Annotated in this window: 21 protein-coding genes, 1 tRNA gene and 3 pseudogenes; 7 read left to right on the forward strand and 18 right to left on the reverse strand. The window is 67.4% G+C overall.

The window, feature by feature from the left end:
* The 3 genes and pseudogenes from ACWC09_RS48515 to ACWC09_RS48525 all read left to right on the forward strand — a co-directional run.
* A pseudogene (locus ACWC09_RS48515) lies at positions 1-531 on the forward strand (L-arabinose isomerase); the annotation flags it as partial.
* A gap of 14 nt (positions 532-545) precedes the next feature.
* Entirely contained in the window at positions 546-1,280 is a 735-nt protein-coding gene (gene araD / locus ACWC09_RS48520; protein WP_450858250.1) for an L-ribulose-5-phosphate 4-epimerase AraD, read from the forward strand.
* A gap of 5 nt (positions 1,281-1,285) precedes the next feature.
* Positions 1,286-1,938 (forward strand): annotated as a pseudogene (locus ACWC09_RS48525) (VOC family protein).
* 387 nt (positions 1,939-2,325) lie between these two features.
* Here ACWC09_RS48525 and ACWC09_RS48530 read toward each other — a convergent pair.
* Positions 2,326-3,849: a protein kinase domain-containing protein gene (locus ACWC09_RS48530; RefSeq protein WP_450858252.1), complete on the reverse strand. Its 1,524-nt coding sequence runs from the start codon at positions 3,847-3,849 to the stop codon at positions 2,326-2,328.
* 336 nt (positions 3,850-4,185) lie between these two features.
* Entirely contained in the window at positions 4,186-5,064 is an 879-nt protein-coding gene (locus ACWC09_RS48535) for a LysR family transcriptional regulator (RefSeq protein ID WP_200679577.1), read from the reverse strand.
* A 443-nt stretch (positions 5,065-5,507) separates the two neighbouring features.
* On the opposite strand from ACWC09_RS48535, the gene ACWC09_RS48540 reads away from it, so the two are divergent.
* Together ACWC09_RS48540 and ACWC09_RS48545 are read left to right on the forward strand one after the other, a co-directional pair.
* Positions 5,508-6,779 (forward strand): PucR family transcriptional regulator, encoded by a 1,272-nt coding sequence (locus ACWC09_RS48540; protein ID WP_450858254.1) that lies wholly within the window; start codon positions 5,508-5,510, stop codon positions 6,777-6,779.
* Between the two features lie 134 nt (positions 6,780-6,913).
* Positions 6,914-7,567, forward strand: coding sequence for a response regulator transcription factor (locus ACWC09_RS48545; protein WP_019070435.1), 654 nt, complete (start codon positions 6,914-6,916; stop codon positions 7,565-7,567).
* Positions 7,568-7,605: 38 nt separating this feature from the next.
* On the opposite strand, the gene ACWC09_RS48550 is transcribed toward ACWC09_RS48545, so the two are convergent.
* The 11 genes from ACWC09_RS48550 to ACWC09_RS48600 all read right to left on the reverse strand — a co-directional run bounded on the left by ACWC09_RS48550 (position 7,606) and on the right by ACWC09_RS48600 (position 18,323).
* A complete protein-coding gene (locus ACWC09_RS48550; protein WP_200679575.1) occupies positions 7,606-8,166 on the reverse strand; it encodes a hypothetical protein in 561 nt (186 codons plus the stop codon).
* 79 nt (positions 8,167-8,245) lie between these two features.
* Positions 8,246-9,508: an MFS transporter gene (locus tag ACWC09_RS48555; RefSeq protein WP_450858257.1), complete on the reverse strand. Its 1,263-nt coding sequence runs from the start codon at positions 9,506-9,508 to the stop codon at positions 8,246-8,248.
* A gap of 263 nt (positions 9,509-9,771) precedes the next feature.
* On the reverse strand, positions 9,772-10,008 hold the full coding sequence (locus ACWC09_RS48560) for a cytochrome C oxidase subunit IV family protein (RefSeq protein ID WP_381245443.1): 237 nt from the start codon (positions 10,006-10,008) through the stop codon (positions 9,772-9,774).
* A 3-nt stretch (positions 10,009-10,011) separates the two neighbouring features.
* Positions 10,012-10,602, reverse strand: coding sequence for a cytochrome c oxidase subunit 3 (locus tag ACWC09_RS48565; protein WP_019070431.1), 591 nt, complete (start codon positions 10,600-10,602; stop codon positions 10,012-10,014).
* Positions 10,599-11,315 carry a hypothetical protein gene (locus ACWC09_RS48570; RefSeq protein ID WP_450858258.1) on the reverse strand — a complete coding sequence of 239 codons (717 nt, stop codon included), beginning with the start codon at positions 11,313-11,315 and terminating at the stop codon, positions 10,599-10,601. Before ACWC09_RS48570 ends, ACWC09_RS48565 begins: the two co-directional genes overlap by 4 nt.
* 163 nt (positions 11,316-11,478) lie before the next feature.
* The gene (locus tag ACWC09_RS48575) at positions 11,479-12,483 is read right to left on the reverse strand and encodes a DUF4331 family protein (RefSeq protein WP_450858260.1); all 1,005 of its coding nucleotides are present in this window, start codon (positions 12,481-12,483) and stop codon (positions 11,479-11,481) included.
* Between the two features lie 330 nt (positions 12,484-12,813).
* Complete coding sequence (locus ACWC09_RS48580) at positions 12,814-13,815, reverse strand: hypothetical protein (RefSeq protein ID WP_450858261.1); 1,002 nt, start codon at positions 13,813-13,815, stop codon at positions 12,814-12,816.
* Between the two features lie 169 nt (positions 13,816-13,984).
* Entirely contained in the window at positions 13,985-14,857 is an 873-nt protein-coding gene (locus ACWC09_RS48585; protein ID WP_026178816.1) for a LysR family transcriptional regulator, read from the reverse strand.
* A gap of 264 nt (positions 14,858-15,121) precedes the next feature.
* On the reverse strand, positions 15,122-16,276 hold the full coding sequence (locus ACWC09_RS48590) for a D-alanine--D-alanine ligase family protein (RefSeq protein ID WP_450858263.1): 1,155 nt from the start codon (positions 16,274-16,276) through the stop codon (positions 15,122-15,124).
* 89 nt (positions 16,277-16,365) lie between these two features.
* The gene (locus ACWC09_RS48595; RefSeq protein WP_201052840.1) at positions 16,366-17,148 is read right to left on the reverse strand and encodes a M15 family metallopeptidase; all 783 of its coding nucleotides are present in this window, start codon (positions 17,146-17,148) and stop codon (positions 16,366-16,368) included.
* Positions 17,149-17,180: 32 nt separating this feature from the next.
* A complete protein-coding gene (locus tag ACWC09_RS48600) occupies positions 17,181-18,323 on the reverse strand; it encodes an MFS transporter (protein WP_450858265.1) in 1,143 nt (380 codons plus the stop codon).
* A gap of 595 nt (positions 18,324-18,918) precedes the next feature.
* Between ACWC09_RS48600 and ACWC09_RS48605 the strand changes: the two genes are divergently transcribed.
* The gene (locus ACWC09_RS48605) at positions 18,919-19,677 is read left to right on the forward strand and encodes a hypothetical protein (RefSeq protein ID WP_450858266.1); all 759 of its coding nucleotides are present in this window, start codon (positions 18,919-18,921) and stop codon (positions 19,675-19,677) included.
* 368 nt (positions 19,678-20,045) lie between these two features.
* Here the strand turns inward: ACWC09_RS48605 and ACWC09_RS48610 are convergent, their stop codons facing one another.
* Both ACWC09_RS48610 and ACWC09_RS48615 read right to left on the reverse strand, forming a co-directional pair.
* Positions 20,046-21,422, reverse strand: coding sequence for a ricin-type beta-trefoil lectin domain protein (locus ACWC09_RS48610; RefSeq protein WP_450858267.1), 1,377 nt, complete (start codon positions 21,420-21,422; stop codon positions 20,046-20,048).
* Between the two features lie 138 nt (positions 21,423-21,560).
* Positions 21,561-22,113, reverse strand: a pseudogene (locus tag ACWC09_RS48615) (hypothetical protein); the annotation flags it as partial.
* Between the two features lie 510 nt (positions 22,114-22,623).
* Between ACWC09_RS48615 and ACWC09_RS48620 the strand changes: the two are divergent.
* Positions 22,624-23,394 (forward strand): alpha/beta hydrolase, encoded by a 771-nt coding sequence (locus ACWC09_RS48620; RefSeq protein WP_450858269.1) that lies wholly within the window; start codon positions 22,624-22,626, stop codon positions 23,392-23,394.
* A 1,053-nt stretch (positions 23,395-24,447) separates the two neighbouring features.
* Here ACWC09_RS48620 and ACWC09_RS48625 read toward each other — a convergent pair.
* The 3 genes from ACWC09_RS48625 to ACWC09_RS48635 all read right to left on the reverse strand — a co-directional run bounded on the left by ACWC09_RS48625 (position 24,448) and on the right by ACWC09_RS48635 (position 25,453).
* Positions 24,448-24,840 carry a type II toxin-antitoxin system VapC family toxin gene (locus tag ACWC09_RS48625; protein WP_019070419.1) on the reverse strand — a complete coding sequence of 131 codons (393 nt, stop codon included), beginning with the start codon at positions 24,838-24,840 and terminating at the stop codon, positions 24,448-24,450.
* Complete coding sequence (locus ACWC09_RS48630) at positions 24,840-25,073, reverse strand: hypothetical protein (RefSeq protein WP_019070418.1); 234 nt, start codon at positions 25,071-25,073, stop codon at positions 24,840-24,842. The genes ACWC09_RS48625 and ACWC09_RS48630 overlap by 1 nt, the downstream gene beginning before the upstream one ends.
* Positions 25,074-25,382: 309 nt before the next feature.
* A tRNA-Gly gene (locus tag ACWC09_RS48635) sits at positions 25,383-25,453 on the reverse strand.
* Positions 25,454-25,934 lie beyond the last annotated feature (481 nt).

The raw sequence follows: 25,934 nt of genomic DNA on the forward strand, positions 1-25,934 counted from the left end.
CCCGGCGGCACCACCTTCATGGAGGACTACACCTACCACCTCGGCCCCGGCACCCCACGCGTCCTGGGCGCCCACATGCTGGAGGTCTGCCCCTCCGTGGCCGCCGGCCGCCCCCGCTGCGAGATCCACCCCCTGTCCATCGGCGGCCGCGAGGACCCGGTCCGCCTGGTCTTCAACGCCTCCGAAGGGCCCGCCGTGGTCGTCGGCCTCTCCGACCTCGGCGACCGCTTCCGCCTCACGGCCAACGCCGTCGACGTCGTCGCCCCGAGCGAACCCCTGCACCGACTGCCGGTCGCCCGCGCCGTATGGAAGCCACGTCCGTCCCTGGCGGAATCGGCGGAGAGCTGGCTGCTCGCCGGCGCCCCGCACCACACCGTGCTCAGCTCGGCGGTCGACGTCGAGACCCTGACCGACTACGCCGCCATGACCGGCGTCGAACTGCTCACGATCGACGACAACACCACCACCGAGCAGTTCGCCAAGGAAATCCGCTGGAACGCCGCCTACCACCGCCTCGCCCAGGCCCTGTGACGAAGGAGACCACGATGACCACAGTTGTCCGGGAGGGCCTGCGCCGAGAGGTACTGGAGGCGAACCTTGCCATCCCCCAGGTCGGCCTGGCGACCCTGACCTGGGGAAACGTCAGCGGGGTCGACCGCGAGGCGGGCGTGTTCGTCATCAAGCCTTCCGGGGTCTCCTACGCGGCCCTGACCATCGACGACCTGGTGACGGTCCGCCTGTCCGACGGCGCGGTGGTCGAGGGCGACCTGCGCCCCTCCACCGACACCGAGACCCACCGCTGTCTGTACCTGGCATTCCCGTCCGTCGGCGGCGTGACCCACACCCACTCCACCCACGCCGTCGCCTTCGCCCAGGCCCGCCGCGACATCCCCGTCCTCGGCACCACCCACGCCGACACCTTCAACGGCCCTGTCACCGTCACCCGTGACCTCACCGAGGCGGAGTGCGCGAAGGACTACGAGTACAACACCGGCCACGTCATCGTGGACCTCCTCGACGGCGACGACCAGCGGGCCGTCGAGGTCCCCGCCGCCCTCGTCGCGGGCCACGGCCCCTTCACCTGGGGCGCCACCGCCCGCAAGTCCCTGGAACACGCGATCATCTGCGAGGCGGTCGCCGACATCGCCCTCCACACCATGTCGCTCTCACCGACGACACCGCCACCCCGTCACCTCCTGGAGCGCCACTACACCCGCAAACACGGCCCCGACGCCTATTACGGCAATCCGACGACCCCGGCGACCCCGGCTACCCGGTGACGGCCATGCACAGAAGCCGCGTATACGCCGTACTGATCGACACACCCGAAGCCGAGGCCGCCCGGGCAGCGGACTTCTGGTCGGCAGCTCTCGGTGTGACTGCCCGACCGTTTCCACCGGCACCGCAGTTCACCACGCTCCACCAGGCCCTGCCAGGCCTGATCACCGCAGTCCAGGCGGTCGACGACGCACCCCGTATCCACCTCGACATCGAGACCGACAACGTCGAATCGGAAACCGCGCGCCTGATCGCCCTGGGCGCCGTCCACCTGCCGGAGTTCCTCCGCCCGGAGCTGCGTATCCACATGGAGCTGTTCGCGGGCAAGGGACCTGGCGGGCTGGTCTTTCTCGGCGAGAAGGGCGCCCCCTTCCGGCGCAGCACCTTCGGCCGGAAGTGGCGCAAGGCCCGTACCGTCGTCGGCGTCCCCGAGGGCTTCCGGTTCTACGACCTTCGCCACACCGGACACACGCTCTCGAGAAGGCCGCGTTGATCTACCAGCACTCCGACGACGACCGACAGCAGGAAGTTGCTGCCGGGCTCGACGCGACCGTACGCAAGGCGCGTGAGCAAGCGCAGGAAGCTGCTGCCGTGCCAGAACCGCAGACCCCCGACCCCGGCGGTCAGCCATCTGGCACGAATCTGGCACGCGACCGCTGATCATTACGGACAACAAAAAGGCCCGGGTCTCTGACCTGGGCCTTAGTCGTGGAGCGGGTGACGAGAATCGAACTCGCGCTCTCAGCTTGGGAAGCGACGGCGCTTGGGTGGTCAATATGGCTTTGACCAGCACATACGCCTGCTTCTTTGGGGGGTCGTGTGTTGCGGGTTGCACCGCTGTTGACCGTGGTTTTCCGTCCGTATGGGCACGCGAAGGGCACGGAACCTCGGAAGGGCAAAGGGCGACGCTGCTTACGGTGCGACCGCGCATGGGCTGCGCTGTTCCTGGACCAGGCGTTGAAGTGACGTTGCAGCCGCATACGGCACATCCCTTGCGGTGCGAGGCGATTGCCTCGGCTCGCCCCAGGCATGACGACGGGCACCGGGTCAGTGCCGGGTGTCGGCAGACCAAAGGGTGGTGCCCTGGTAGACCACGCTGACGTCGCCGTCGGTGCCGAAGTACAGATAGGCGCCGTCGTGCCCGGAAGTGGCGGAGCTCCAGACGCCCCAGCTGTCCTTGTCGTAGACGACGAGGTTGCCGTCGGCCTGCATGATGGCGCGATATCCGGTGCCGGTGGTGCCGGAGGACCAGCGTCGGTGGTGGTCCTCGTCGTAGATGACGAGGTTGCCGTCGGTCTGCATCGTCATGGTCGTCCGGTTGGTCTGCCAGGACTCGCCCGGCATCAACTGCTGGTCATGGCGCACGGTCAGCGCCGTCCATACGGGCGGGGTCGATGCAGGCTTGCTCGGGTCCGGGGCTGCCGCCTTGCCCGTAGGACTCGTCGTCTTCGTCGCTTGGGTGCCCAGTCCCGCCGAGGGGCTTGATGACCGTGTGGCCGACGGTGTGGGTGAAGCCGACGAAGCCGAAACGGCGGGTGCTCGGTGCGGGGACGGTGATGTCGAGGCCGTGGAGGAGGTCGCGTACGGCTCGGCGATCGCTGTGCCGCCGGCCCCCGCGCGGGGTTTCGTGTTCGCGACGGAGTCCGCTTCGAAGGCCGCGCGTGTGGCCAGCCCCGCGGTCACGAGGACGGCGGTCCCGGCGAGAGCGGCCCCCACTCTCCGTGCGCGGGTGCGCTTGCCGGTTGCGGCGGTTCGGGACAGGCGGCTGCGGGTGGTCGTGGCACCGGCGGCTTCGAGTGCGTCCGCGAACTCGGCGGCATCGGCCCAGCGCCGCTCTCGCTCGGGGTCGAGGGCGCGTCGCGTCACGCGCCGGACTGGCGTCGGCACCTGGGGGTGCGGCGGTCCGGGCCAGTCGAGTTGTTCCGTCGAGCCCGGCAGGGTTCCGGTCAGCAACTCGTAGGTGAGTACGCCCAGACCGTAGACGTCGGCCCGCTCGTCGACATCGACCAACATGTCCTCCGGGACCTGCTCCGGAGCCATGTAGCCGGGCGATCCCACGCCCTGTGTCAGTCCCGCGGACTGCGCCAGACTCTTGGCCAGGCCGAGATCGGCCACCAGCAGCCGCTCACGGCCGCCCGACACCGTCTGGAGCAGGATGTTGGACGGCTTGATGTCACGGTGCACGATGCCGACCGCGTGCAGGTCGGCCACGCCCCGTGCGGCCTGCACCGCGAACCGCAGCGCCTGGTCCACGCCCAGAGGCCCCTGGGCCACGCGGTCGGCCAGGGTTCCCCCGTCGGCGTAGGTCATGACGAAGTACGGCCGCCCGTCCGGCAGTTGACCGATGTCGTACACCTGGACCACACGATCCGACGCGGCCTGGCGCAGCAGCCGGGCCTCGTCCAGGAAACGCTCCCGGAGATCGGCCCGGTGAACCCACTTCTCCGCCATGACCTTCACCGCGACCGGGGCGTCGAGCAGGTCGTCATGGGCGAGCCAGACCAGACCGAAACCTCCGCGGCCAAGAAGGCGCTGCAGGCGGTGACGTCCGACAGTGACGAGTGTTGACATGAGGGCGGAACTCCAGCGCAGTTGCCGTTCGACATTCGACCGGACCAGGAGACGGCGGACTCGGCGCCTGCCCACTGCGCCGCCCGTGAGCGACGTCCGGTGCCGGTCACCCCCTCGCGACGCGGAGACGGTGAGGGCACCTTGCCGCGCGCCCGTCCGAGATGCCGGGTCCCACGACCGCAGATGCCTGTGTGTCAGTCTCGCCGCGTGACACAGCCGTGGGCAACGTGCACAGGACCAGCATGATCTCGATTCTTTGGGCACCGGCACAACGACCTTGCCGGTGGCGTGCGTTCACCGATCACGCGCCCTGTTGTGAGGAACTGGAGCCGGGCGTTACTCCGGGCCCGGGCCGAGCATGCGACGCGAGAGTTCCGCGAACTGGAGCAGCTCGGGCATGGTCCGGTGTTTGGAGTAGGCCAGGGCGACCATGCGCGGAGCGACGCCCTCCAGCGTCAGGTAGACGACGTCGTCACGGTGGTAGAAGCCGGCTGTGCCGGCCGGCATGACATAGCAACCGGACCCGAAGGCGACGGTCTGCAGGCATTCCTCGATCGTCGCCGGGAAGCGTCCGGTGTCCCCCTGCGGCGTCACCGGATCGCGCGGGACACGCCCCCGCCACTCCGGTACGTCCCGCGGGTCCTGCAGCAAGGTCATGTCCCGTAGTTCCTCGACGTGCACCGCCTTGAGTTCCGCGAGGGGATGTTCACTCGACAGCGCCACCACACGGGGCTCCGGGAAGAGGGGGACGACCTCGAACATGCCTTCTGGCAAGGGCAGTCGGACGTAGCAGACGTCGACCCGCCCGTCGAGGAGGAAGTCGACCTGGTCGGTGATCGACGTGTGCACGACATCGATGTCGAGTTGCGGCGCCATGCGTGCGAACTCCCGCACGATGGGGGTGACCGTGACACCCGGCATGAAGCCGATGGTGAACTGGTTCACCTCCCGGTTCGCCGTCCGCACCCGCTGCTGCACCGCCTGCGCCATCGCCAGCATCGGCCGGGCGTCCTCCAGCAACTGGTGCCCCGCCCGCGTGAGTACGGTGCCCTGCCGGTCACGCAGGAAGAGGACCACGTCCAGATCCTCCTCCAGTGCGCGGATCTGACGGCTGAGCGCAGGCTGGGTCATGTAGAGACGGCTCGCCGCCCGCACGAAGCTGCACTCCTCGGCCACGGCCACGAAGTAGCGCATCCGGCGTATGTCGAGGTCCATGAGGCTCATCGTAGCCACGCCCATCACGGCATATGCCGAAACGGCTTCAGAATCGAACAGATAGGCATTGGCGCGGTCGCGCCCGACCGGTCCACCATGGTCAGACCGGTGCGAAGGGCAGCAACAGCCGCTGCTGCCACAGCAGTTGTGCACGACGCCCGGCACGCGAGGACAGCCGGCGAGCGCCGTCGATCGAGCGGGCCTTCGCGTGGCAAACGCGGACACGGCCATACGACCGTCTGCTCGCGGAAGCTCGTTCACGCCTTCGGGCATCGGCCCCACGTCGGGCTTGCGGGGCGGATGTGCCCCACGAAAGGAATCACCATGGGATCGCGCCGGCACCGGGGAAGGGCCACGCCGTCCACCGGGCACACCCCGAGCGCTGTGGCACACGACGTCACCGCGTGGCGCTCGCTCCTCTCCCCGGTTCGTGCCCGTCCGTCATGACCGACAGATCCGAGCACGCCGCCGTCGCGACAGCGGCTTTGCGTGACGTCCTGGAACATCTCGACGCCGATGCCGTGGCCCAGCGCATGGAACCCGTTCTTCGCCATACGCCCGAATACGCGCGCTTGGCGCGCCATTGCGAGGCTTCCGCTCTTCGTGCCTCGCTGCGCCGGCACGTCGGCCTGCTCCTGCACTGGATGGTGAGGGGCACGCCCCCGGACTCGTACGTCCTGTCCGAGATGTACGAGCGGGCGCGGGAGTGCGCCGCCGCCGGACAGCCGCTGGACGGCGGCCTGCTGCTCCAACGCAGGGGCGTGCGCGCCTTCTGGGACGCCGTGCTCGGCCTGGCCACCGGGAGGGAACGCGCGCAGCCGGCGGACTGGACAGACCAGGGGCTGCGTCACCTCGACAGCTACCTCGACATCGTCACGCGGATGTACACGCAGGCATACGAGGACCAGGCCGACCTGCCGTCCGCGCGAGGCGACCGCCGGGCGCACACGGTCTTCGACCGGCTCTGCGCCGACCTGCCCATCACGGTGGAGGACCAAGAACGTGCCGCTCGGCTCGGCTTCGACCTGACACCTCCGTACGTCCCTTTCGTCGTGCTGCTCGACAAGTCCGCCCCCGCCGAGCGCGCCGAACTGGCGGCCCGTCTGCGCGGCGCCGGAGCCCTGGCCTTCGTCGAGGACGCCCGCGTCACCGGACTCACCAGCCTCACGTTCGACTGGTCCGCGTTCGTGGCAGACCAACGGCTGCTCCTGGCACAGGACTTGCCGACCGGCCGGACCGGCCTTCGGACCGCCGTCGACAATCTGCGTCTCCTGGTCGCTGTCGCGTCGCGGTCCAACCGGCGTGGACGGGTCCGGGTCGAGGATTTCCTGCCCCAACTGCTTCTGGCGCACTCTCCCGAACTCGCGGACGCGGTGACCCGCCGGGTCTTCGGCCCGCTGACAGGCGGGGACAACGGCGCACTGACGGCGACTCTCGCCTGCCTGGCCGAGAACCAGTTCGACAACGCCTCCACCACGGCCGCCCTTCATCTGCACCGCAACACCCTGCTGTACCGGATCAGGCAGATCGAGAAGCTCACCGGCCTCGACCTGCAAAGACACAGCGACCGCGCGCTGGTGTGGCTCGCGGTCGTCTGGGCGCAGGTCTCCTCCCGACCGGTCGGATCGCGATCGGTGTCCACCCACTGGCTGTCGGCCGCGCCCAACGGCGCTGACCCGACAGGCACGTTCACTTCAGAAAGCGAGCAGCGATGAGCAGCCACTCGACGGGAGCCCCGGCACGGCTGGTGCCGACGCAGCGCCAGGCCGAAACGGACCGGCGTCCCCCGATCGGCCCGGCAGCCACCGACTCGCCGAGGATCAGACGTCCGCAGAATGCGAGCAGACCGATGCTCCGGCCGCGTGCAGACGTCGTCAGACAGCTGCCCACGACCTCGGTCTCGGTGGCCGTGGACGCCGCGGACCCGGTGACACACGCCGGGTTGGCGGCCGGGCTGAGCCGCGGACCGAAAATGGCGCTCACCACGGTGGCGGAGGCGGACGTCGTGGTGGCCGCGGTCCAGACCGCCGACAACTCCACGCTGGAAGCCCTGCGGAGCCTGCCCATGCCGCCTCCGACACGGATCGTGCTCGTCGTCAGCGACGGCTGGTACGCCGACTTGACGGTGGCGGCCCAGTGCGGAATACGGGCCGTGCTCTGGCGGGCCGAGGCACAGCCGCAGGTCCTGATCCGTGCCGTGCTGGCGGTCGCCGCGGGCGAAGCGCTGTTGCCGTCCGCGGTACAGGGCGAACTGCTCGACCAGGCGGACCGCCTCCAGCGCAATGTGCTGGTACCCAGGGGCCTGACGTCGTCCGGCCTGAGCACCCGGGAGATCGACGTACTCCGCCTGGTGGCGCAGGGCCTGGACCTCGCCGAGGTGGCCGACACGATGTGCTATTCCGAACGCAACATCAAGAAGATCCTCTACGGGGTCATCAACCGTCTCGGACTGCGCAACCGCGTCCACGCCGTCTCCTACGCCATCCGCAACAAACTCATATGAGCCTGCCCAGCGGGCCGTGATGGCCTGTGGAAACAGGTCTACGAGCCCGGATCGGGTGGTGTGATCCCGAGGTCGACGCGCATGATGTGGCGCATTTTCCATAGGGAGTCCCACAGCCGGTTCATGCTCTCCCGGGCGGCTTCGACGCTCTCTCCCGGTTCGGCGATACCTCTGTCAAGCCGCATCAACAGACCGTAGAGATCACCAAAATGACGGTTGGCGGTGCTGGCTGCCGCCATGACGGCGTCAGGCAGGACCATCTGGGCCTCCGCGTGACGCAAGCGATGGTCCCGGCGTGATCGGTCCAGTTCTGCCCGCAGTTCCTCGGTCACCTCGTCCCTGTCCAGAGCATGGACGAGCTTCGTCATCACGTTGACGAAGTCGCGAGTGCCGGCGTTGAGAGCGGCGTAGCAGGTGCGCCGCGTTTCGAGCTGAGTCTGTCGAGTGACGTATTCGCGCTCATCCGCCTGGAGTTGTCTCGCATGCTGCAGCTCACGGTCCCTGGCGCGGTTGGCGCTGCGCTGGGTGAGCAAGGCGGACGCGAGGGTGCCGCCGATCCCCAGAATCACGACCATGATCTGGCTGATTGAGCTACTCATACCGCCCCCGGCTCCGTTCGGCTCGCCGGGACTTTACCCACTCGGGTCAGGCGTGCCGCCCGCCCTGGGGTTCCCCGCGTCATTGCGAGAGAGCGGTGGCGCCTTCCGGCTGCTCGGACGTGTCGCCCTGTCCGCGGAACGACAGCAGGCGTGAGGGAAGAAGCCAGAGGCAGGCAAGGGTTCCGCCGATCGCGCCGACCCACAGCGCCACGGGGATTCCCGCTGTCGCGGCGATGAGGGCACCGGCGACCGAGCCCAGCGGCCGGAGTCCGAAGCTCACGGTCTGGTACGCGCCCCGGGTCTGTGACCGGAGGTGTGGGGGCACCACCAGCGCGAACACGGAGCCGACGGAGATGTCCTGAACGGACTCACCGACGCCGCCCAGCAGTGTCGAGGCCAGGACCAGGGTGAAGACGAGGCTGCCGGTGGCGCCGACGGCGGGGATCACGAGGAGCGGAGCGTGTGACAGCACGCAACCGACCAGGAGCATCCGGCCCAGGCCGATGCGGCGGGCGAGCCGCGAGGCCAGCGCCGCGCCGGCGAGTCCCCCGATGGCCTGCACGCTGAAGACGAACCCGATCTGGGCGCTGGTCAGGGACAGCTTGTGGACGTAGTACCAGACGAGCACCGACAGGAAGAGCATGTTGAAGAAGTTGCCGGTGGCGGTGACCGAGAGGGCGGTTCTGATCAGCGGATTTCGCCGGATGAAGGCCAGACCCGGCCGCCGGTCACGGCTCTGCGGGGAGTCGGGTTCGTGGTGGCGCTCGACCGGGCGCAGCCGGAGGAGGAACAGGGCGGCCGTGACGGCGGTGGCTGCGTCCACTCCTACCGCTGCCGGTACACCCGCAAGTTGGACCAGCAATCCACCGATGGCGGGACCGGTCAGGATCGCGGCGGTCTGGCCTGTGTAGGAGGCCGCCTGCCCTGCCACGTAGAGCTCGGACGGCAGGGTGGTGGCGAACAGGCCGCTCTCGCTGACATTCGACAGCACCGAGCACAGGCCGATGACGGCCAGGACGAAGGCCAGTTGGATGAGCGAGAGCACGCCGAAGGCCGTTGCGATCGGCACGCTGCTCAGGGCGGCGACCCGCAGGAGATTGGCACCGGCCAGGAGTCTGCGGTGGTATCCCGTCCGGTCGGCGTAGGAGCCGGCCGGTATGGCCAGGAACAGGCTCGGGAGCCAGATCACGGCCGACAGAACCGCGCTTTGGACGGCGTCGGCGTCCAGGACCTCGATCGCGGCCAGCGGCAGGGCCACCGAGGAGATGGCATCGCCCAGGGCGGCCAGAGTGGTGGCGGACCAGAGTTTTCTGAATGCGGAATGGCGCAGCGGCGCCGGCATCGTAGGACGTGGGGCCCGCAAGGTGATGGATCCTGTTTCTCGCGATGGTGGATATTGCGCGGAATGCGCGACCGCTCCGGAACCGATGAAAGGGAACCGGAGCGGTCGGTCGATTTACCAGGAGTGCTGCTTCCTCATTTTTTCACCTCCGATTCTCGTCAACTCCCTTCTATTGGGGAGTCGCTGAGAAAATTATTGAGGAATTCGTCGAATATCGCCAATGCCGATGATGTCGCCGCTCATGCCGAATGGGCATTGACCTTTCAGAGGACCAGATAGAGAGTGAGCAAGGTGGTGCCCGTGACCGCGACATAGATCTCGAAGGCGACGCGGAGGGCCGCCGGGGCATTGCGTAGCTCCATGAAGTGCAGGCCGACCAGGCGTACCTTGATCAGCGCGATCGCCACGACCGCGCAGCCGATCGCGGTCGACGTGCTGCCTTCGATGCCCAGCAGCCAGCTCGACAGCGTGGCCAGGACGAGTGCCGGAAAGACCCACATGTGTCACGCCACCAGGTAGAAGAGTGGGAAGAGGACGAGCCAGAGCAGGTCCACCATGTGCCAGTACGCAGCCGCCCCCTCGGCGACCAGCAGGTGGCCCGGGCTCAGGGCCCGCCGACGGGACAGGACGACGAGGACCGTCAGGGCGCCTATCCCGATCGTCAGGTGGGCCAGGTGGATTCCGGTGAAGACGAAGTAGTACATGAAGAAGTCGTTGCTGCTCGGTGTATGCCCGTCGCGAATCACCAGCGCGTATTCACAACCCTTGACGGCGGCGAAGCCGAGCGCGCACAGAAGCGCCCATGGCAGTGTTCGCGCGGGTCTGCCGGATCGCAGCTGTCGCAGCCCGCGGGCCACCAGCGCCGAGGCGGTCAGCAGGAGCAGAGTGTTCAGCAGTCCCAGGTCTGGATGGAGGGCCTGTTGGGAGGCCCGGAACATCCTCGGGTGGCGGCCGTGCAGTACCGCGATGAAGCCGAAGAACACCGAGAACATGATCATGTCGCCGAGGAGGAAGATCCACAGACCCGGCTCGCCAGGGATGTGGCGGTGGTGCGGGGGTGCCGAGTGCTCGGTCTCGGCCGCGGTGGCGGTCATGCCACGGGTTCGAGGACGGCCGGGGCCCGGTCGTCGTCCACCCGGCTCGCGGCCCGCACCATCAGGTACGTCATGACGAGGAACCAGGCGCCGAAGGCACTGGCCGCGACCCAGAACGAGAGGATGCCGTTCCAGGCGAAGGGACCGGTCTTGAAGTAGGTCAGCAGGATGCTCGGCAGGAAGAGGAAGGCCATCCAGAAGTTCAGGTACGCGGCCCAGCGGGGCAGAAGCGGCGTGGGGCGCTTGTCGGCCAGGATCGCCACTCCGACCACGGTGGCCTGTCCGATCGCCGGAAAGGCGTTCATGACCAAGCTGATCCAGCCCAGGTCGTTGAGCGCCATCGTGATGTCGGGCGAACGGTCCGGCCGGTAAGCCGTCGCGGTGAAGATCAGGACCGGTACGAAGATCGCGGCCACATTCGCGGCACCACAGACGAGTTGTATGGCAGCCAACGGCGCCAGCCGCGAGTCGATACGCCGGATCAGACTCGACAGCGCCGCGACGAAGGGGGCGGTCGCCACCGCGCCGACGAGCATGACCACGAGGCCGGTACGGATCGAGTTGGCGTGGTCCGTATAGAAGGCCGCCACCCGCTCCGCCGACCAGCTCGGCGCCATCGGCGGTATCCAGTGGGCGATCAACAGGGCAGCGAAGAACAGTGCGATGAACAGGTAACCGAAGCTCGCGCAGGCGATCAGGATTCGGCGGGACATGGTGGAATTTCCTCGTTCCGGAAGGGACGGGTACGGAGCGGGTTTCGCCGCTCGGACCTGAGGACGTGGTGAGGCAGCCGGCCCGGCGATCGACTTGGAAAGGGCCGCCGGGCCGGGTGCCATGAGGTTCGGGGCTCGGCGTCTGGCCGATGCCCTGGTTGCATCAGGCCGGTGCGCTCAAGTACGGGAACTCGGCGCGCAGCGTCCCAGTGGCGTAGCCGGCGTCCAAGCCCATGGAGACGGGAGCGTTCAGCACCATCTCGAACATCGCTTCGGGAACGGACTCGGTGAGTCCCCTGCCGTTGCGGGCCTTCGCACCGAAGCCGGCTTCGGTGCCCACCTGGTAGTGCAGGACGTCCGGGAAGATGATGTCCCGCGTTGCGGCGCCGTAGCCCTGCGGATCGGAGTGAGTGTCGTTGGCGGACACGAGACCCGCGACCTTCCGGCGAATGAGGTCTCCGTAGTTGTCGAGGTCGTCCCGCGGATCGGTGGCGTTGTAATCGTCGAAGCCGGCCTCGGTGACGTCGAACAGCGTGCTGACGAGCGGCTTCGCGCACCGGTTGATCTGCAGCCAGCCGCCATGGTGGTCGTCCAGCGCGGTGGTGGTCCAGAGACCGATCGTGTCCGATCCGACGAGGTCGTCAGGTACTTCGAGGACGATGGCGGTCACGTTGGTGCCGGCGAACAGGTTCGAGGCCCGCTGTGGGTCGAACGCGGAGAGGTCCACCGCTTCGCCGTTCCGGAGCGCGGTCACGACCGCCGTGATGACGGTGCCGTCGAGGTAGAACGGGTCTCCGGCCCGGCCGACGAAGGCTTTGAGGCCATCGGGCGTGGTGACGATCTCCTCCGTACTGCCGGTCGCCACGGGAGTCCCCGGGGCGTTGCGGTCGGCGGCCTCGGCACCAGTCAGCCGGTCGAGCACCCAAGCCTGCCGACCGTCGGGTTCGGGCGCGAGGAACCTGAACCGGAACGTCAGGTCCTGCACGGCGTCGTTGTCGGTGTCGATGTGGAACTCGTACAGCGCCTCGGGGTGGAAGCCCTTGTCGGCCGACACCGGGTTGGTGTTCATGACGAAGACGGTGCCGTTGCGCCCTTTGAACAGGTAGACGTCGCTGATGTCCAGACGAGGGTCCTGTTTCGCGGCGGCTGAATCCTGGTGGTGGGACATCGAGGGGCCTTTCGTGAGGGATGGGCAGGGCAAGGCATGGCGATGCCTCGCCGACTGGGAGTTGGTGTGCCGTCGTTGACGCGCGCTCCGTCTGAGCGGCTCCGGCTCGACGATCGCTGCGCTCAGGCGCGCAGGGTCCTCGCCACGCAGTGCGTTACCGCAGCCGCGCCGGGACCCCGAGGTCGAAGTGGGGCACGTCGAACATCCTGGCCCGGGCCGATCACGCGGCGCCAATGCCTATCCGGGGGTTCGGCATGCCGGTCCGGCATCAACCCTCTTGCGGGCACGTGGAGTTGCCGACGAGGTTCGCGATTTTGGGATGGATCACGGTCAGGGCGCTACGCCCCGGTTGTGCCAGCTGAGCGCATACGCGGCCTGGCGGGCACGCATCAACTCTCCGAGGGGCCGATGCTCGGTGGCCGCGATCCACGGGTTGAAGCTGCTCTTCTCGATGGTCTCGGCCAACGCCTCGTCAGGTGCTTGCCGAGGAAGGCGCAGGCGCGCCACGGTGAGCCACGGCGCGTCCCAGCGGACCGAGGAGTCCTCGATCGGCGTGCGCCGCTCGTCCTCGAAGAACTGGGCTTGGAAGAGGAACTCCAGGTCGTCGTCGGCGAGTCGCCCGAAGATGTCGGCGGCGAGATCCTTGCGTGCTTCTTTGTTGACCGCTGTCGAGGCGGCGCACAGCTTCAACCGCGCGGCGTAGTCGCCGAACGTGATGGGCATGATGCTGAAGAAGTCATGCGTGGCGAATCCGCTGAACGGTTTCGCCATGTCCCGGAAGTTCACGACAGCGCTGCGTGTGAGCTGCGGCTTCGTAGCGACCTTTCGAAGCGCGGCGCCGGGCGCACTCGTGGAGAGATCGACGATCCCGACGACGTCCGCACTACCGCTGACCTTCAGGGTCTCCTGACTGACCAGGGTGAAGTTCTGCTCGACGCCGGTGGACGACGGCGTAGAGGCGCCGAGCACCTTGATCGCGAAACCGCGGATGTCCGGAGCCCGGTCGAGGGAGAAGTTTCCATTGGACAGCCGAACATGTGCTTCAAAGGCAGAAGGAGTGGCAAAAATCCCTTGCCGCGCATATTCGGGAAGATCTCCTTCCACCGCGAGGACAGCCTTCAGGGCGGCTACTCCATTGCGATGCAGAGCTCTCCCGTGGCCCTGCTTCTTCAGACGTTTGCGTTGCAGTTCAGTGAAAACGCGCGCCTGGTCGGCGTGCCGGGTGCTCTCGTCGGGCAGAAAGACTTCGCGCCATTCAGTGCTCGGCATATGAAAACCTTCTCGATGTTCGGGCCTGTCGTCGGCGGCGACCACATAGTCATAGGCAGCCATCTCTCCCCCGCTCACCAGCGCCTGAGAGCCCGACCGGGCAGGGTGTTCCGCCTTCCACCGAGCTTTGCGGCCCACGACATGTCACGCCAATGCCGATTGCCCGAACCGTCATGCCGATCGGGCATGACGCCTGGAAGCCCCAAGTCATGCCTGTCGGCCGTTGACGCTTCTACGTCGAACCGAGCGCCGCGATCACGATCTTGGCGAACTGGTCGATGGACGGCATCTTCCGGTTCTTGGCGTACGCCAGCGCCACCATGCGCGGGGCGACCCCCGCGAGCTGGACGTAGCGGATGTCGGGGCGACGGTAGAAATCGGCGAGGCCGGCCGGGACGACGATGAACCCGGTGCCGGACGCGACAGCTTCCAGGCTCTCCTCGATCGAGGTGGGCCGGTCGGCTTCCCGACGGTCGCGCACCGCTGCCGCGTGGAAGCCGGTTCCACGCCACTCCGGTACGTCATCGGAGTCCTGCAGCAAGCGGTACGGCGTCAGCTCCGCGATGTCGACGATCTGCGCCTGCGCCAGCGGATGTTCGTCGGAGAGTGCCGCGACGCGCGGTTCGGGGAACAGGGGAACAATCTCGAAGGTGTCGACCGGCAGCGGCAGCCGGACGAAGCAGACGTCGACACGGCCGTCGAGCAGATAGTCGACCTGGTCGGTGGGCGCCGTGTGCAGCACCTGCACATTGACCTCCGGCGCCAGCGCCCGGAACTGCCTGACGATCGGCGTGACTATGACCCCTGGCATGAAACCGATGGTGAAGTGGTGCCCCTCACGGCTGGCGAGGCGGACCCGCCGCTGTAAAGCCAGCGATGCCGCGAGCAGTGGCCGTGCGTCCTCCAGCAGCTGACCACCGGCCGGTGTGAGCGCCGTACCCAGCGGGCCGCGCTGGAGCAACGACGCTCCAAGATCGTCCTCAAGGGCGCGGATCTGCCGGCTCAGCGCGGGCTGCGTCATGTTCAGGCGTTCGGCGCCACGCACAAAGCTGAGCTCTTCGGCAACCGTCACGAAATAGCGGAGACGCCGGAGATCGATATCCATGACGGCCATGTTAGCCACGCTGCTTTTCCTGTCGAACTGCCTGCCGGAAAAACTCCTTGGGCTTTGGTGATGCCCAACCGGCATAACTTCTTCGCGAAACGGCATTGGCGCCACTCGGCATCCACGGCCATGATTGGCTGACATAAAGTGGACACCGAAGTCTCCGGTGACGTCCATTCAAACCGGACTCCTTCAGCACGAAAGACCAGGCGAATAGTCGGCCCGGTACAGCCGGTACTCCCATTGCGGGCTGGGAGCCTCCGATCATCTGAGGCCGGTGGACCGCCGCAGCGCCGCCTGGAGCAGACGGTCCACCAGGTCTCCGTACCCGATGCCGCTGGCCTGCCACATCTGCGGGTACATCGAGACGGGGGTGAAACCGGGCATGGTGTTGATCTCGTTGATCACGAATTGTCCGTCCTCGGTGAGGAAGAAGTCCGCGCGGACCAGGCCCTCGCAGGAAGCCGCCTCGAACGCCTTGAGTGCCAGTCGGCGCACCTCATGGGTCTGGCTGTCGGTCAGTGCCGCGGGCACCACTCCGGGGGTGGAATCGAGGTACTTCGCCTCGAAGTCGTAGTACGCGTGTGCGTCGGGCACCGGGATCTCGGCCGGCACGCTGGCCCGCGGTCCATCGGGGAATTCGAGCACGCCGCACTCGATTTCGCGGCCCTGCACCAGGGCCTCCACGATGATCTTCGCGTCGTGTCGGTGCGCCTCCGCGATCGCGTCCTCCAGCCCCTCCCTGCCGTCGACCCGGGTGATACCGATCGAAGAGCCGGCGCGTGCGGGTTTCACGAACAGCGGCCAGCCGTACGCGTCGGCGAAGCCACTGATCCGCGCGCGGGCGCCCGCCGCGTCGGAGTGCCACTCGCGGGGCCTGATCACCAAGTACGGCCCGACCGCCAGACCGAACGCGCTGAACACCCTCTTCATGTACTCCTTGTCCTGGCCGATTGCCGAGGCGAGAACGCCCGCGCCGACGTAGGGGATGCCGGACAGCTCCAGCAGGCCCTGCACAGTGCCGTCCTCGCCGTACGGTCCATGGAGTACGGGGAAGACCACGTCCGCTTCGCCGAGGACCTTCGGCGCCGCGCCGCGTTCGCCGCGGACGACTGTCCGATCGGTCGGGTCGACGGAGACCACGATGTTGCCCCGGTCCGTGTCCGCGAGCTGCTCGACCGTGGGCTGCCGCCGGTCGACCATCACCATGCGTCCGGGATCGTCCGACGTCAGGACCCACCGGCCGTCCCGGGTGATGCCGACAGGCAGGACGTCGTACTTCGTCCGGTCGATGGCTCGCAGTACGGCCCCTGCGGTCACGACGGAGACGCCGTGCTCGGAGCTCCGGCCACCGAAGAGAAGTATCACCAGCGGCCTGCGGCGGGATCCGGACGGAGGGGAGGCGGATCGATCGGTCATGGTTTCTGCTTCCTTCGCTGCGCGGCGCCGCCCTCCCGGTCGGAAGGACGGCGCCGCACGTCGGTGGACCGAAGTCCTCGGTTGTCCGGTCAGCCGGCCAGTGAGGAACGGGAGACGGGGAAGTCGAAATAGGTGGACGGGTAGGGCTCGGCGGCGAAGGTGAAGTGCCACCATTCCTCGGCGAGATTCACGAATCCGAGCGACTCCAGCTCGTCCTTGAGCAGCAGTCTGTTGCTGTGCTGGACTCCCACGATGCGCGGGTCGAGGGTGTGCGCGAGCGTGTCGAAGCAGTCGTATCCGGTGCCCATGTCGATCGAGTTGTCCGGGAACCTCTGCGCGGCCGGCGCGTAGCACGGCTCAAGCTTTTCTCCGGGGACGTAAGGACGCGTCGGGTGGGCCGGCAGCTTCACGAGCGTGAGGTCGATCGTGCTGCCGCGACTGTGTCCCGATTTCGCCGCGATGTACCCGTCGGTGAATAGGTTGGCCTTGTCCACCTGCGGATAGAACTCGTCCTTCATCGTCAGGTCGGTCAGGTCCTGCGCCCAGTCGACGAACTGGTCCACCGCGCGCTGCGGCCGGTAGCAGTCGTAGACCTTCAGCGTGTAGCCCTGCGCCAGGAAGTGGCGCTCGGCCTTCGCCAGGGCCTGCGCCGTCGGGGCGGTGACGATGCACAGCGGTTCGACATAGCCGTTTATCGGCGTGCCGATGAAATTGTGGGGGGTGGCGTAGCGGATGTCCTGCAGAATCGCGGGGGCCACGTCGTGGAGCGCCACGAAATCGGCGGGCGCCTTACTGTCCGTGTCGGCAGCCTGTGCGGTGACCGAGGTGCTCGCAACTGTGCCGAGGACGGCCGCCAGAAATGCCAGCAGCATGGGTGCGCGTCTGCGCGCGTTTTTGATTTTCACTATGCCGTACCCCTACTTGATATATGGGCGGAGAATTTCCCCAGACCCGCGAACGGCGTCAGCGAGAGCGCCATGACGAAAATACCGAAGAACAAGGTGCAGTGCAGGAGACCGTATTCGCCGACGAGTAAACCCGTGACCAGTACCGGAACGCACATCGACGTATAAGTGATCGTGTAGATGGCGGCCATCAGGCCCGCCCGTTCCGTCGCGAGGACGTTCGCCGTCACCAGACGGACGCCGCCCTGGAACGCCGGGCCGAATCCCGCACCGGCCACCGCGGTCCCCACGTACAGAGCTGTGGAGGAGTCGCGGTGTGCGGCCAGCAGCGTGACGGCCACCCCCGTCGTCAGAAGCAGGGAGCCGCCCAAAGCCGTTCGGCCGGCGTCCGTATGTCGGGTCAGCAGCACTGCGGGCACCGCACTGGCGGTCAGCAGGGACACGATCAGGCCGTCGGCGGTCGACGACGCCGATCCGGTGATGCCCTGGACCAGATCGGGTCCGAGGGACAGATAGAAACCGCCTAGAGCCCAGACAGCCACGAACACGGGTGCGGTGACAAGGAGGGCTCGGCGGCTGGACCGGGGAGCGCGGATCCGCGGTCGCACCGAAAGCCAGGCTCCCGGCCTCGGCAGCCTCGATTCCGGAAGGAAGGCCAAACCCAGCATCTGCACGGCCAGCGCGCTGAACAGCAGCGTGTACACGCTGCCGAGGTGAGCCGGAATCAGGTCCATGAGCAGGCTCGTGCCGAGCGTCCCCGACGCCATGCCGATGAGCGGAGCGACGCTGACGAACAGGGGCCCCCACCGTTTGGTCACGTCGAGCAGGGCGGCACCCAGCGCACTCGTCGCGGCACCCGTGGCCAGCCCCTGGAGCGTCCGGGCGAGGATCAGCGAGGTCACACCGCCGGCCTGCAGGAAGAGCAGCATGGACAGTGCTTCGAGGGCGAGAGCGACGCCGATGACCGGCCGCCGGCCGACATGATCGGAGAGCGCCCCGACGGTCAGGAGCGCGACCAGGACGCTCAGGCAGTACACGCCGTAGACCACGGTGACCGTGCCGGAGGAGAGGTGCCAACTCGCCTGGTAGACGCGGTAGAGCGGAGTGGGCGCACTGGAGGCGGCAAGGAACGTCGTCAGCACGGCGGATAAGAAGACAGCCGACCTTCGGCGAGAAACCGCATGGTCGGCCCGCCTGCCGGGCCGCCTGTCCCTTGCCTCGGACTGGACATGAAGCTCTTCGAGCATCGTTGTTCGGCTCTCTGTACGGGAAGGGCGGAACGGGAAGGGCGAGCGGCAACCCACAGGGCGCGTGTCACTTGGCCTGTCGACAGGCCGCGCTCTCCATGACTCCGACGCCGAAGGCGACTCGACGGGCATCGGCGCGGCCTCCCACCGAGGGGGACCGGGGGAGGCCGACGTGGACCAACGTAGGGGTCCGGGTCACGTGTTCACGGCTGCCGTGGCGCATCGGGTACCAACAGGACCTCGACAGGGGCCGAACAGACACTGCGGCACGGCAGTTGTGCGAATGGCGTGTCGGGGAGCTGGGCACATGCCGATCCGGCATCAGAACGGCCCGAGTCGGTATCGGCGATATCGGCGGAGCCTGACCGAGAATCGGCGGGCGGGGCGGGTCCGCCTCTGTCGCCCGTCGACCCGCTGACGTCCGAGAGGGCCGGCCTTCGCCAACGCCTCCAGGCCCAGGCTCCGCAACCCCGGAGGGCGAACGTCGAACATGACCGACCTCAGCATCGGCCACGGTCCCATCGGCCTCATGGAAGAGATGGAAGAGGAGGAAGTCACCTATCCCGTGAGCACCGTGCTCACGCTTCAGCGCGAGCGGACGGCGTCCTTGCTCCGCGCCCTGCGCAGTCAGCATGTGCTGCCCGCCCGAACTCACACCTGGGGCTCCGAGCGGGCTTACGGCGCGCTGCTGCACGAGGCCGGCACTCGCCTCGCCGTCCTGGACGTACCCGGGGCGCAGTGGAGCGACGGTCTTGAGCAACGCGTGCGCGCGCTCAGCAACATCTCATCCGTGGTCGTGCTCGTACCCGATCACACGGATTCCGTAGGGCTTCTCCTGGCGGGCGCCGCCAACGTCCTCCTCCGCGACTCGCCGCCCAGGGAACTCGCGAGCAGAATCACCGCGGAGCGGCGATGGCTGGACATGAGACCCACGCGGCAGCGGCAAGCCGAGGATTCGCCAGCGTTCCGTGAGGTCGGCCTCCAACAGCACTCCCAGCAGGTGCTGTTCGAGGTCCTCTGTTCCGCCTCGCGGCCCTGGTGCTGCCACGACCTGTGCCTGCTGCTCGGTACCGCCGGGGAACCGATGAGCCGCCGAGCGCTGCACGGCAGGATCGTACGGCTCGACGAGCGCCTCGCACGGCGTGGACTGTCGGTCGACTGCACGACCCAATGGGGGCGCACGACGTTCATGGGCGTCGTCGAAAAGGCCCGGGAAACCCCTGCGCCGGCGAAGCGCGGCAGGCACTGAAGTGACGACTGAACGGCCCCCTACGGACCCGGAACTCGATGCGACGGCCCGGACCGCCCACTGCCGACCGAGACGAACAGACCGACGGAGAGACGAAACATGGACGAGCGAGCGGCGACTTCCGGCGAAGACACGGAACCGGAGGAGTCGGAGGAGGCGGTCCGGGCCGCGCTTCTGGACGCCTGGAGGGCAGGGGGCGGCGGAAGAGGCGGACGGGAGGCGGGAACCTCGTCGCGTCCGGTGCCCTGGGCCCTCGCGCGCCCTTGTCCGAGCAGGTCCGGCCCCCACCGGAGACTTCGAGGGATCCCACCACAGGGCGGCTTACCGGGTGCGTGAGCACGCCTCGGCAGGCCGCCCTCGACGCAGTGTCAGGTGGGCAGGTTCCACCTCTGGTTGACGGCACCGGTGCAGCTCGCGATCTGGAGCTGCGTGCCGGCGGTGGTGTAATTCGCGGTGGCATCAAGGCACTTGCCGGACTGCGGGTTGTAGATCGTGCCGTCGGCGCGCGTCTGCCAGGTCCCGCCGCCGGAGCCGTCGCAGTCGTCCAGCTCCACGGCGGTGCCGTCGGCCGTGCCTCCGCCCTTGACGGCCATGCACCTGTTCTCCACCGTCAGCGTGCCGTTGAGGTTCAGCGTCCACTGCTGCGAGTTCGTGTCGTTGCACCAATACAGCTGGATCGGGTTGCCGTTCGTGGTGTTCCCCGAGCGGTTGTCCACACACATCCCGGCGGAGTTGCTGATGGGGCCCGTCGGGTTCTTCTCGTTGGTCAAGGAGAACCCGCTGTTCGCCGTCAGCACCGCGTAGGACAGATCCGAGCAACCGAGGTCGGACGACTTCACGGTGGCCGGCACGGTCGAGTTGGCCGCCGTGGCTGCCGTCCAGCCGCCGCCATAGGAGGACTGGTACTGGAGTCCCGTGGTCTGGTACACCGCGCCCTTGGTCTCCGCGCAGTACTGGCCCTCACCGGTCGTGGGGTCGTAGTTCGTGTAGACCTCCATCATGTCCCAGCCGCCGCCGGAACTGCCGAGCTTGCTGGTGTTCGCGCTCTGGAAGAAGGGCTCCCAGGCGTGCGTGTCGTAGTTGTAGAGGTACGAGGTCCACTCGTTGGTCGTCGCATTGGTCTGGATGTCCTGGACCGAGTACGACGGCCGGCCGTTCACCTTCTTGGTGTAGGTGTCCAGGAAGGCGGAGTCGACGACCGTGGTCTTCGCCCAGCCCGGCGCTGCCGCACACCAGTCCCACGCGCCGACCCAGATCGAGCTGCGGAAGTAGATCGTGGTCATCTCGATGCAGCTCGCGTAACTCGGGTCCAGGGTCGGCGCGTAGACCGTGTCGTCGCCGGTGACCGGGGCCGAGAGGTTCACGCTGTGCGTGGCCTGCGCTCCGTGCATGGTTCCGCTGGTCGGGGAGACGCCCCAGGAGGCGTGGAACTTCCCCGTCCAGGAGGACAGGGCGCTCGTGGTGGCATCCGCGGCGGACGGCGCGTCCTCGGCGACGCCGACCGAGCCGACGTGCCCGGCGAAGTTGAGCTCGTAGAACCGCCGGGAGACCTCGGCAGGCAGTTCCTTCCGAACCGCCGACCCTGTTTTGCCGGGGACCACGAGCTCGCTGTGCCGGGCACCGGGCGCGGGTGAACCGGAGTCCGGCTGGGCGGGAGCGGCCGCTTCGGAAGCGGGTGACCCGGTGGCCAGCGCCAGCACGGCGACGACTCCGACCAGGGCAGAGCCCAGCTTGTGTATGCGCACAACTTGTCCTATCTGGATGTACACATGACGGCGCCCGAGTACGGGGTGTGCCGTGACCGTTGTGGCCGGCGCGGCGGTCCGCCGCTCAGCCGAACAGGGCCGCGATGGTGACGGGGGAAGACGCGGGCTGCCCACCGCTCAGTGCTCGTGCACCTCGCTCGTCGCCTCGATCTGCTTCCACGACTTGGGCCGAACCGGAAGGGAAGACCTGCCGACCGCGGCGGGCACCGCCGGCTTGGCGGCTTGAAGAGCCATGTGTCGAACAGCGCGCCCAGCTCCTTGTCGGACACCTTCTCCGCGTACCGCTGGAAGTCCACGACCGACGCGTTGCCGTAGGCGTGCTTCTGCGGCCACCCCTCGGGGGCTGTAGAAGGGCCGGGTCCGGGTCTCCAGCGCGAAACCGGTGGGCACGTCCGGCACATGGCCGCCGAGCGCGTCGTACGGATGGGGAACCATCACCACGCCGACTCCGGCTCGTTGGCCGCGACCGCGCCGTCCGCCGTGTGCAGCCAGGCGGCGAATCCGTATGCGTGCTTCGACGCGGGTGTCTCGCTGTAGCGCACTACGACGGTGATGTCCGCGCCCTGGTCCAACCCCGTCCTGGGAGTCCCCGCCAACTCATCCGTGCCGACTGGTACTTCAGCCGCAGGTCGTAATGGGAGACGTCGTATCCACCGTTGCTGTGGGGCGGTGGCGAGCGCGCTCGGAGCGATGAGTTCGTAGTGCACTGAGGCTCCAAGTCATGGATGAACGGCAGGGGTTCGAACCCTGTGACATCAGCTGTCGGCGTGCTGACGTCACCGGCTTCACATGATCGTCGGCCGGTCACCGGGACGACCACAGTCCTGTGGCGACCGTGCCCGTTCGTACCCGTCGCAGTGCCTCATTCTCTGTATTTCCGCGCACTTAAAACGTCAGGAATTCGGTGCTGGAAATGTCGTTCGCCGGCTCATGCCGGATCGACATGGACGGGAGCGGGATTGGCATTAGCGTTCCGCCGAAGCGACCGCCATAGTTGATTTGGCGAAGCGCCGCAGGCCGCAAGAAAAAAGGTTTCCGTGTTCATGCGGACCATGGCGCTTCCTCTGCCGATTCGGCTGGACAACTTCGAGAGGAATAACAACAAATGAAGTCCACCGTTCGAATCAAAACGCTGGTGGCTGCCGGGCTGGTGAGTGGCGCGGTCGTAGCCTCGCTTGCCGTGACGAACGCGAGCGCCGTCACGACCAAGGCGAACGATCACGCCGTCGCCTCGCAGACGGCGCACCGCGCGAAGCCGACGGTGGTCCTGGTCCACGGGGCGTTCGCCGACTCCTCCAGCTGGAGCAGCGAGATCGGCTACCTGCGGCAGCAGGGCTACCCGGTCCTCGCGATCGACACCCCGCTGCGCGGCCTGGCCTTCGACAGCGCCTATGTCGAGGCGCAGGTCAAGACCGTCAAGGGTCCCGTGGTGCTGGTCGGCCACTCCTACGCGGGAGAGGTCGTCAGCCAGGTCGCCGCGACGACGTCGAACGTCAAGGCCCTCGTCTACGTGGCGGCTCTCATCCCCAAGGCGGGAGAAGCTGCCGGCTCACTGATCGGACAGTTCCCCGGGTCGCAGCTCGTTTCGGAGAACTTCCGCACCGTTCCGCTGCCCGGCGGTGACACCGACGTGTACCTCAAGGCGGACAAGTTCGGGACCGTGTACGGCAACGGGCTGTCGAAGTCGGCCATCAGCGTCGCCTCGGTGACTCAGGAGCCGGTCGCCCTTTCGGCCTTCACCGACAAGGCCACGGTGAATCCGCCGGCGAAGCCGCCGAAGTGGGCGGTCATCTCGACGGAGGACCACGCTGTGCCGACGGCCGCCCAGAAGTTCCAGGCCAACCGGGTGGGCGCCCACATCACCTACACCCGCTCGGGACACGACGTTCCTTCGATCAGCCCGGGAGCGGTCGACCGCGCCATCGTCGCCGCCGCCAACTCCGTGCACTGATCCGTCCCAGTAGCAGGGCGCCTGTTTGATCGGCGCGGGGCTTCTGGCGGCGGCTGTGCCATGGGCTTGCTTCGCCGTCGTACCGGCACACGCGATGCCCCCACGACCACGCAGGACGGGGAGGGACTCGCTACCGCAGGCCGCGCTCCGCGCGCACTCCGACGGCAGAAGGGCTCCCGCAAGCATCCGGCTTGCGGGAGCTCTTCGTCTCATAAGGGAAGCGGCGATACCCGCAGACCGAATTCGGCCCGCTTCAATTCGGCGAGTTTATTTAGTCAGTAGCCATGGCCTCACGATTACGCTGAAGTCGACTTGGAGTGTGTAGCGGTCGGCGGCGCAGGAAATGGTGGTGTGTTCGCGTAGGGCGATGCGCTGACCCGCGAAAGCGCCGCTTCGGTTCTCACGAGGGACAGCCCGGAACTCATCGCGGAGGTCGGCTGCTCCGTTTGATCGGGCCCATGGCTGCTTGACAAGTGATGGTCCGACGGCTGCTCACAGGCCGGTGACGGGTTGTCCGGTGAGTGCTTGGGCGATCTGCCAGAGCTGTCCGCCGCGGGATGCTTTCAGGAGGACGACGTCGCAGGGGCGGCCGATGGAGGCCAGGTGGGATGCGAGCGGGGCCGACTCGTGGGGACCACCTGCACTCGGGGCACGCGGAGGGCGCGGAACCCGCACATTGGACTGGACAACAAAGAACCCCCGGGTGATCGACCCGGGGGTTTCGCATGGAGCGGGTGACGAGAATCGAACTCGCACTCTTAGCTTGGGAAGCGACGGAGCTTGCTCGCCGACTACTGTACTGACCTGTGGAAACGTGAGGTCAGGCCCCGTGGGCGGGTCGGGATCGCACCTTTGGTGGCCGTTGTCGTCCGCCCTGAAGGGCACGGATGGGGCACGCGGTTGAAGCGAGGTCGATGCGGGCGCCTTCAGCGGGACGTCGACGTGTGTTCCACCGAAGGCTTGCTGAGCGGTGGCCTGACGCTTTGCTCGGGCGACGCCTCAGGTATCCATAGGCCGGGAGCCTCTGCCGGGCCCTGACGGTGAAGAGATGTCTCAGTTGGGCATGTCGACGGTCAGTCCGGCTGCTTGAGCAGCATCGGCCAGTCGTTTGTCGTACGTGACGAAGGAGGTCAGCTGGGAGCGGATACGGAGAGCCGTTGCCAGGTGGATGGCGTCCAGACTCCGTACGGTCACCGGTTTGACGGTCTGGGCCAAGATGCGAATGCCGGCATCCAGCTCCACCAACTCGATCAGGTCGAGGACCGGGTGGAGCCGGGCAACAGCCTCCGGGGCGTAGCGCCCAAGGGCCCGCGACGACTCGATCTCCACCAGAACCGAACTCGTCCATCCGGTCTCGGCTCGTTCGTCGAGCCAGTCGCGCAAAGCCTGCGACTCGGACTCGGCGTGGACGAGTTTCACGACGGCGGCCGAGTCGAGATAGATCATCAGCGCTCGTCCTCGCGACTGTGGGCGATTTCCGCGGCGATGTCGATGCCGTCCGGTTCACCAAGCGGCATACGCAGGACGGCGCGACGCATCGCGGCGGCCCGCTCTTTGCGTAGGGCGGCTTCGAGCACGGCTTGGCGGATGGCTGCCGAGCGTGAACTGCCGTCATGGGTGAGAACGTCCAGAGCGTGCTCGGTCTCCGAGTCGCTGCGGATCGTGATGGTGTCAGCCATGAAACCAATGTAAGACGATCTGTCTTACATGGCAAGCCTGAGACTGCTGTCCCCTTCACAGTGCAGGAAAGCGCCAGTTGGTCCGCAGGGGGCGGCAGGCTGAGGGCTCTCATCGGTGACCGCTGCGGTGAGTGTCATGAAACGGCAGGTCAGCGGCGTGTTCCGGCAGTGGGAGTGGCGAGTGGGTGGCACTCGGCAAGCGCTCGTGCCCTCCGCGTGCCCAATCTTCGGGTGCCTTGTGCGCCGGAAAATGCGACTGAGAGCCCGCCATGAAAGAGCCCCAGGCTGCTGACCTGGGGCTTCAAGAAGAGCGGGTGACGAGAATCGAACTCGCGCTCTCAGCTTGGGAAGCTGATGTTCTACCATTAAACTACACCCGCGTAAGACGCCGACCGAGTCGGCGTCGGAACGCATCGTTACCTTACCTCATGCCTGGCCCCCGGCGCTGAAGCCGTGGGGCCCGCGTGTGTTTCGGGGCGGTGACAGGGCTGCGGGGGGCGGGAGTTGGGGCGTACGGTGGAGGGGTGGGAGAGGGTCCGGGTGAGGTCGGAGTGCCGCCTGGAGAGTCGTTCCTTTGATCCCGTAATGTGGCATTTGTCGTCCGGTGAGCAGCAACCGGACGAGGCTCTTGGGGAAGGGACTCATGGACTTGATGGAGCGCACCGTCGTCCGTTGTGCCGATGGGCACGTGTTCAGCACCGCTTCGTTCCCGATGCAGCAGGCCGAGCGTCTCGGTCCCGGCCGGCTGGTGAGGTGTCCACGCTGTGCCCGGCTTCGCAGTGTCGTGCCGGTCAGCCTTGAGAAGCGGTAGGAGAGAAGGAACCGTACGCAGGCGCGCGGGCCCACGATTGTCGTGGGCCC

The sequence above is a fragment of the Streptomyces sp. NPDC001617 genome (assembly GCF_053596855.1).

Coding starts and splice junctions, on each gene's coding strand:
- ACWC09_RS48535 (WP_200679577.1), bottom strand. CDS start 5,064: ATGGACCTCGACATACGCCGGATGCGCTACTTCGTGGCCGTGGCCGAG.
- ACWC09_RS48575 (WP_450858260.1), bottom strand. CDS start 12,483: ATGTCCCACCACCAGGATTCAGCCGCCGCGAAACAGGACCCTCGTCTG.
- ACWC09_RS48540 (WP_450858254.1), top strand. CDS start 5,508: ATGACCGACAGATCCGAGCACGCCGCCGTCGCGACAGCGGCTTTGCGT.
- ACWC09_RS48530 (WP_450858252.1), bottom strand. CDS start 3,849: ATGTCAACACTCGTCACTGTCGGACGTCACCGCCTGCAGCGCCTTCTT.
- ACWC09_RS48625 (WP_019070419.1), bottom strand. CDS start 24,840: ATGATCTATCTCGACTCGGCCGCCGTCGTGAAACTCGTCCACGCCGAG.
- ACWC09_RS48595 (WP_201052840.1), bottom strand. CDS start 17,148: ATGCTGCTGGCATTTCTGGCGGCCGTCCTCGGCACAGTTGCGAGCACC.
- ACWC09_RS48555 (WP_450858257.1), bottom strand. CDS start 9,508: ATGCCGGCGCCGCTGCGCCATTCCGCATTCAGAAAACTCTGGTCCGCC.
- ACWC09_RS48560 (WP_381245443.1), bottom strand. CDS start 10,008: ATGTGGGTCTTTCCGGCACTCGTCCTGGCCACGCTGTCGAGCTGGCTG.
- araD (WP_450858250.1), top strand. CDS start 546: ATGACCACAGTTGTCCGGGAGGGCCTGCGCCGAGAGGTACTGGAGGCG.
- ACWC09_RS48580 (WP_450858261.1), bottom strand. CDS start 13,815: ATGGCTGCCTATGACTATGTGGTCGCCGCCGACGACAGGCCCGAACAT.
- ACWC09_RS48605 (WP_450858266.1), top strand. CDS start 18,919: ATGACCGACCTCAGCATCGGCCACGGTCCCATCGGCCTCATGGAAGAG.
- ACWC09_RS48550 (WP_200679575.1), bottom strand. CDS start 8,166: ATGAGTAGCTCAATCAGCCAGATCATGGTCGTGATTCTGGGGATCGGC.
- ACWC09_RS48630 (WP_019070418.1), bottom strand. CDS start 25,073: ATGGCTGACACCATCACGATCCGCAGCGACTCGGAGACCGAGCACGCT.
- ACWC09_RS48570 (WP_450858258.1), bottom strand. CDS start 11,315: ATGTCCCGCCGAATCCTGATCGCCTGCGCGAGCTTCGGTTACCTGTTC.
- ACWC09_RS48590 (WP_450858263.1), bottom strand. CDS start 16,276: ATGACCGATCGATCCGCCTCCCCTCCGTCCGGATCCCGCCGCAGGCCG.
- ACWC09_RS48545 (WP_019070435.1), top strand. CDS start 6,914: ATGCTCCGGCCGCGTGCAGACGTCGTCAGACAGCTGCCCACGACCTCG.
- ACWC09_RS48565 (WP_019070431.1), bottom strand. CDS start 10,602: ATGACCGCCACCGCGGCCGAGACCGAGCACTCGGCACCCCCGCACCAC.
- ACWC09_RS48585 (WP_026178816.1), bottom strand. CDS start 14,857: ATGGATATCGATCTCCGGCGTCTCCGCTATTTCGTGACGGTTGCCGAA.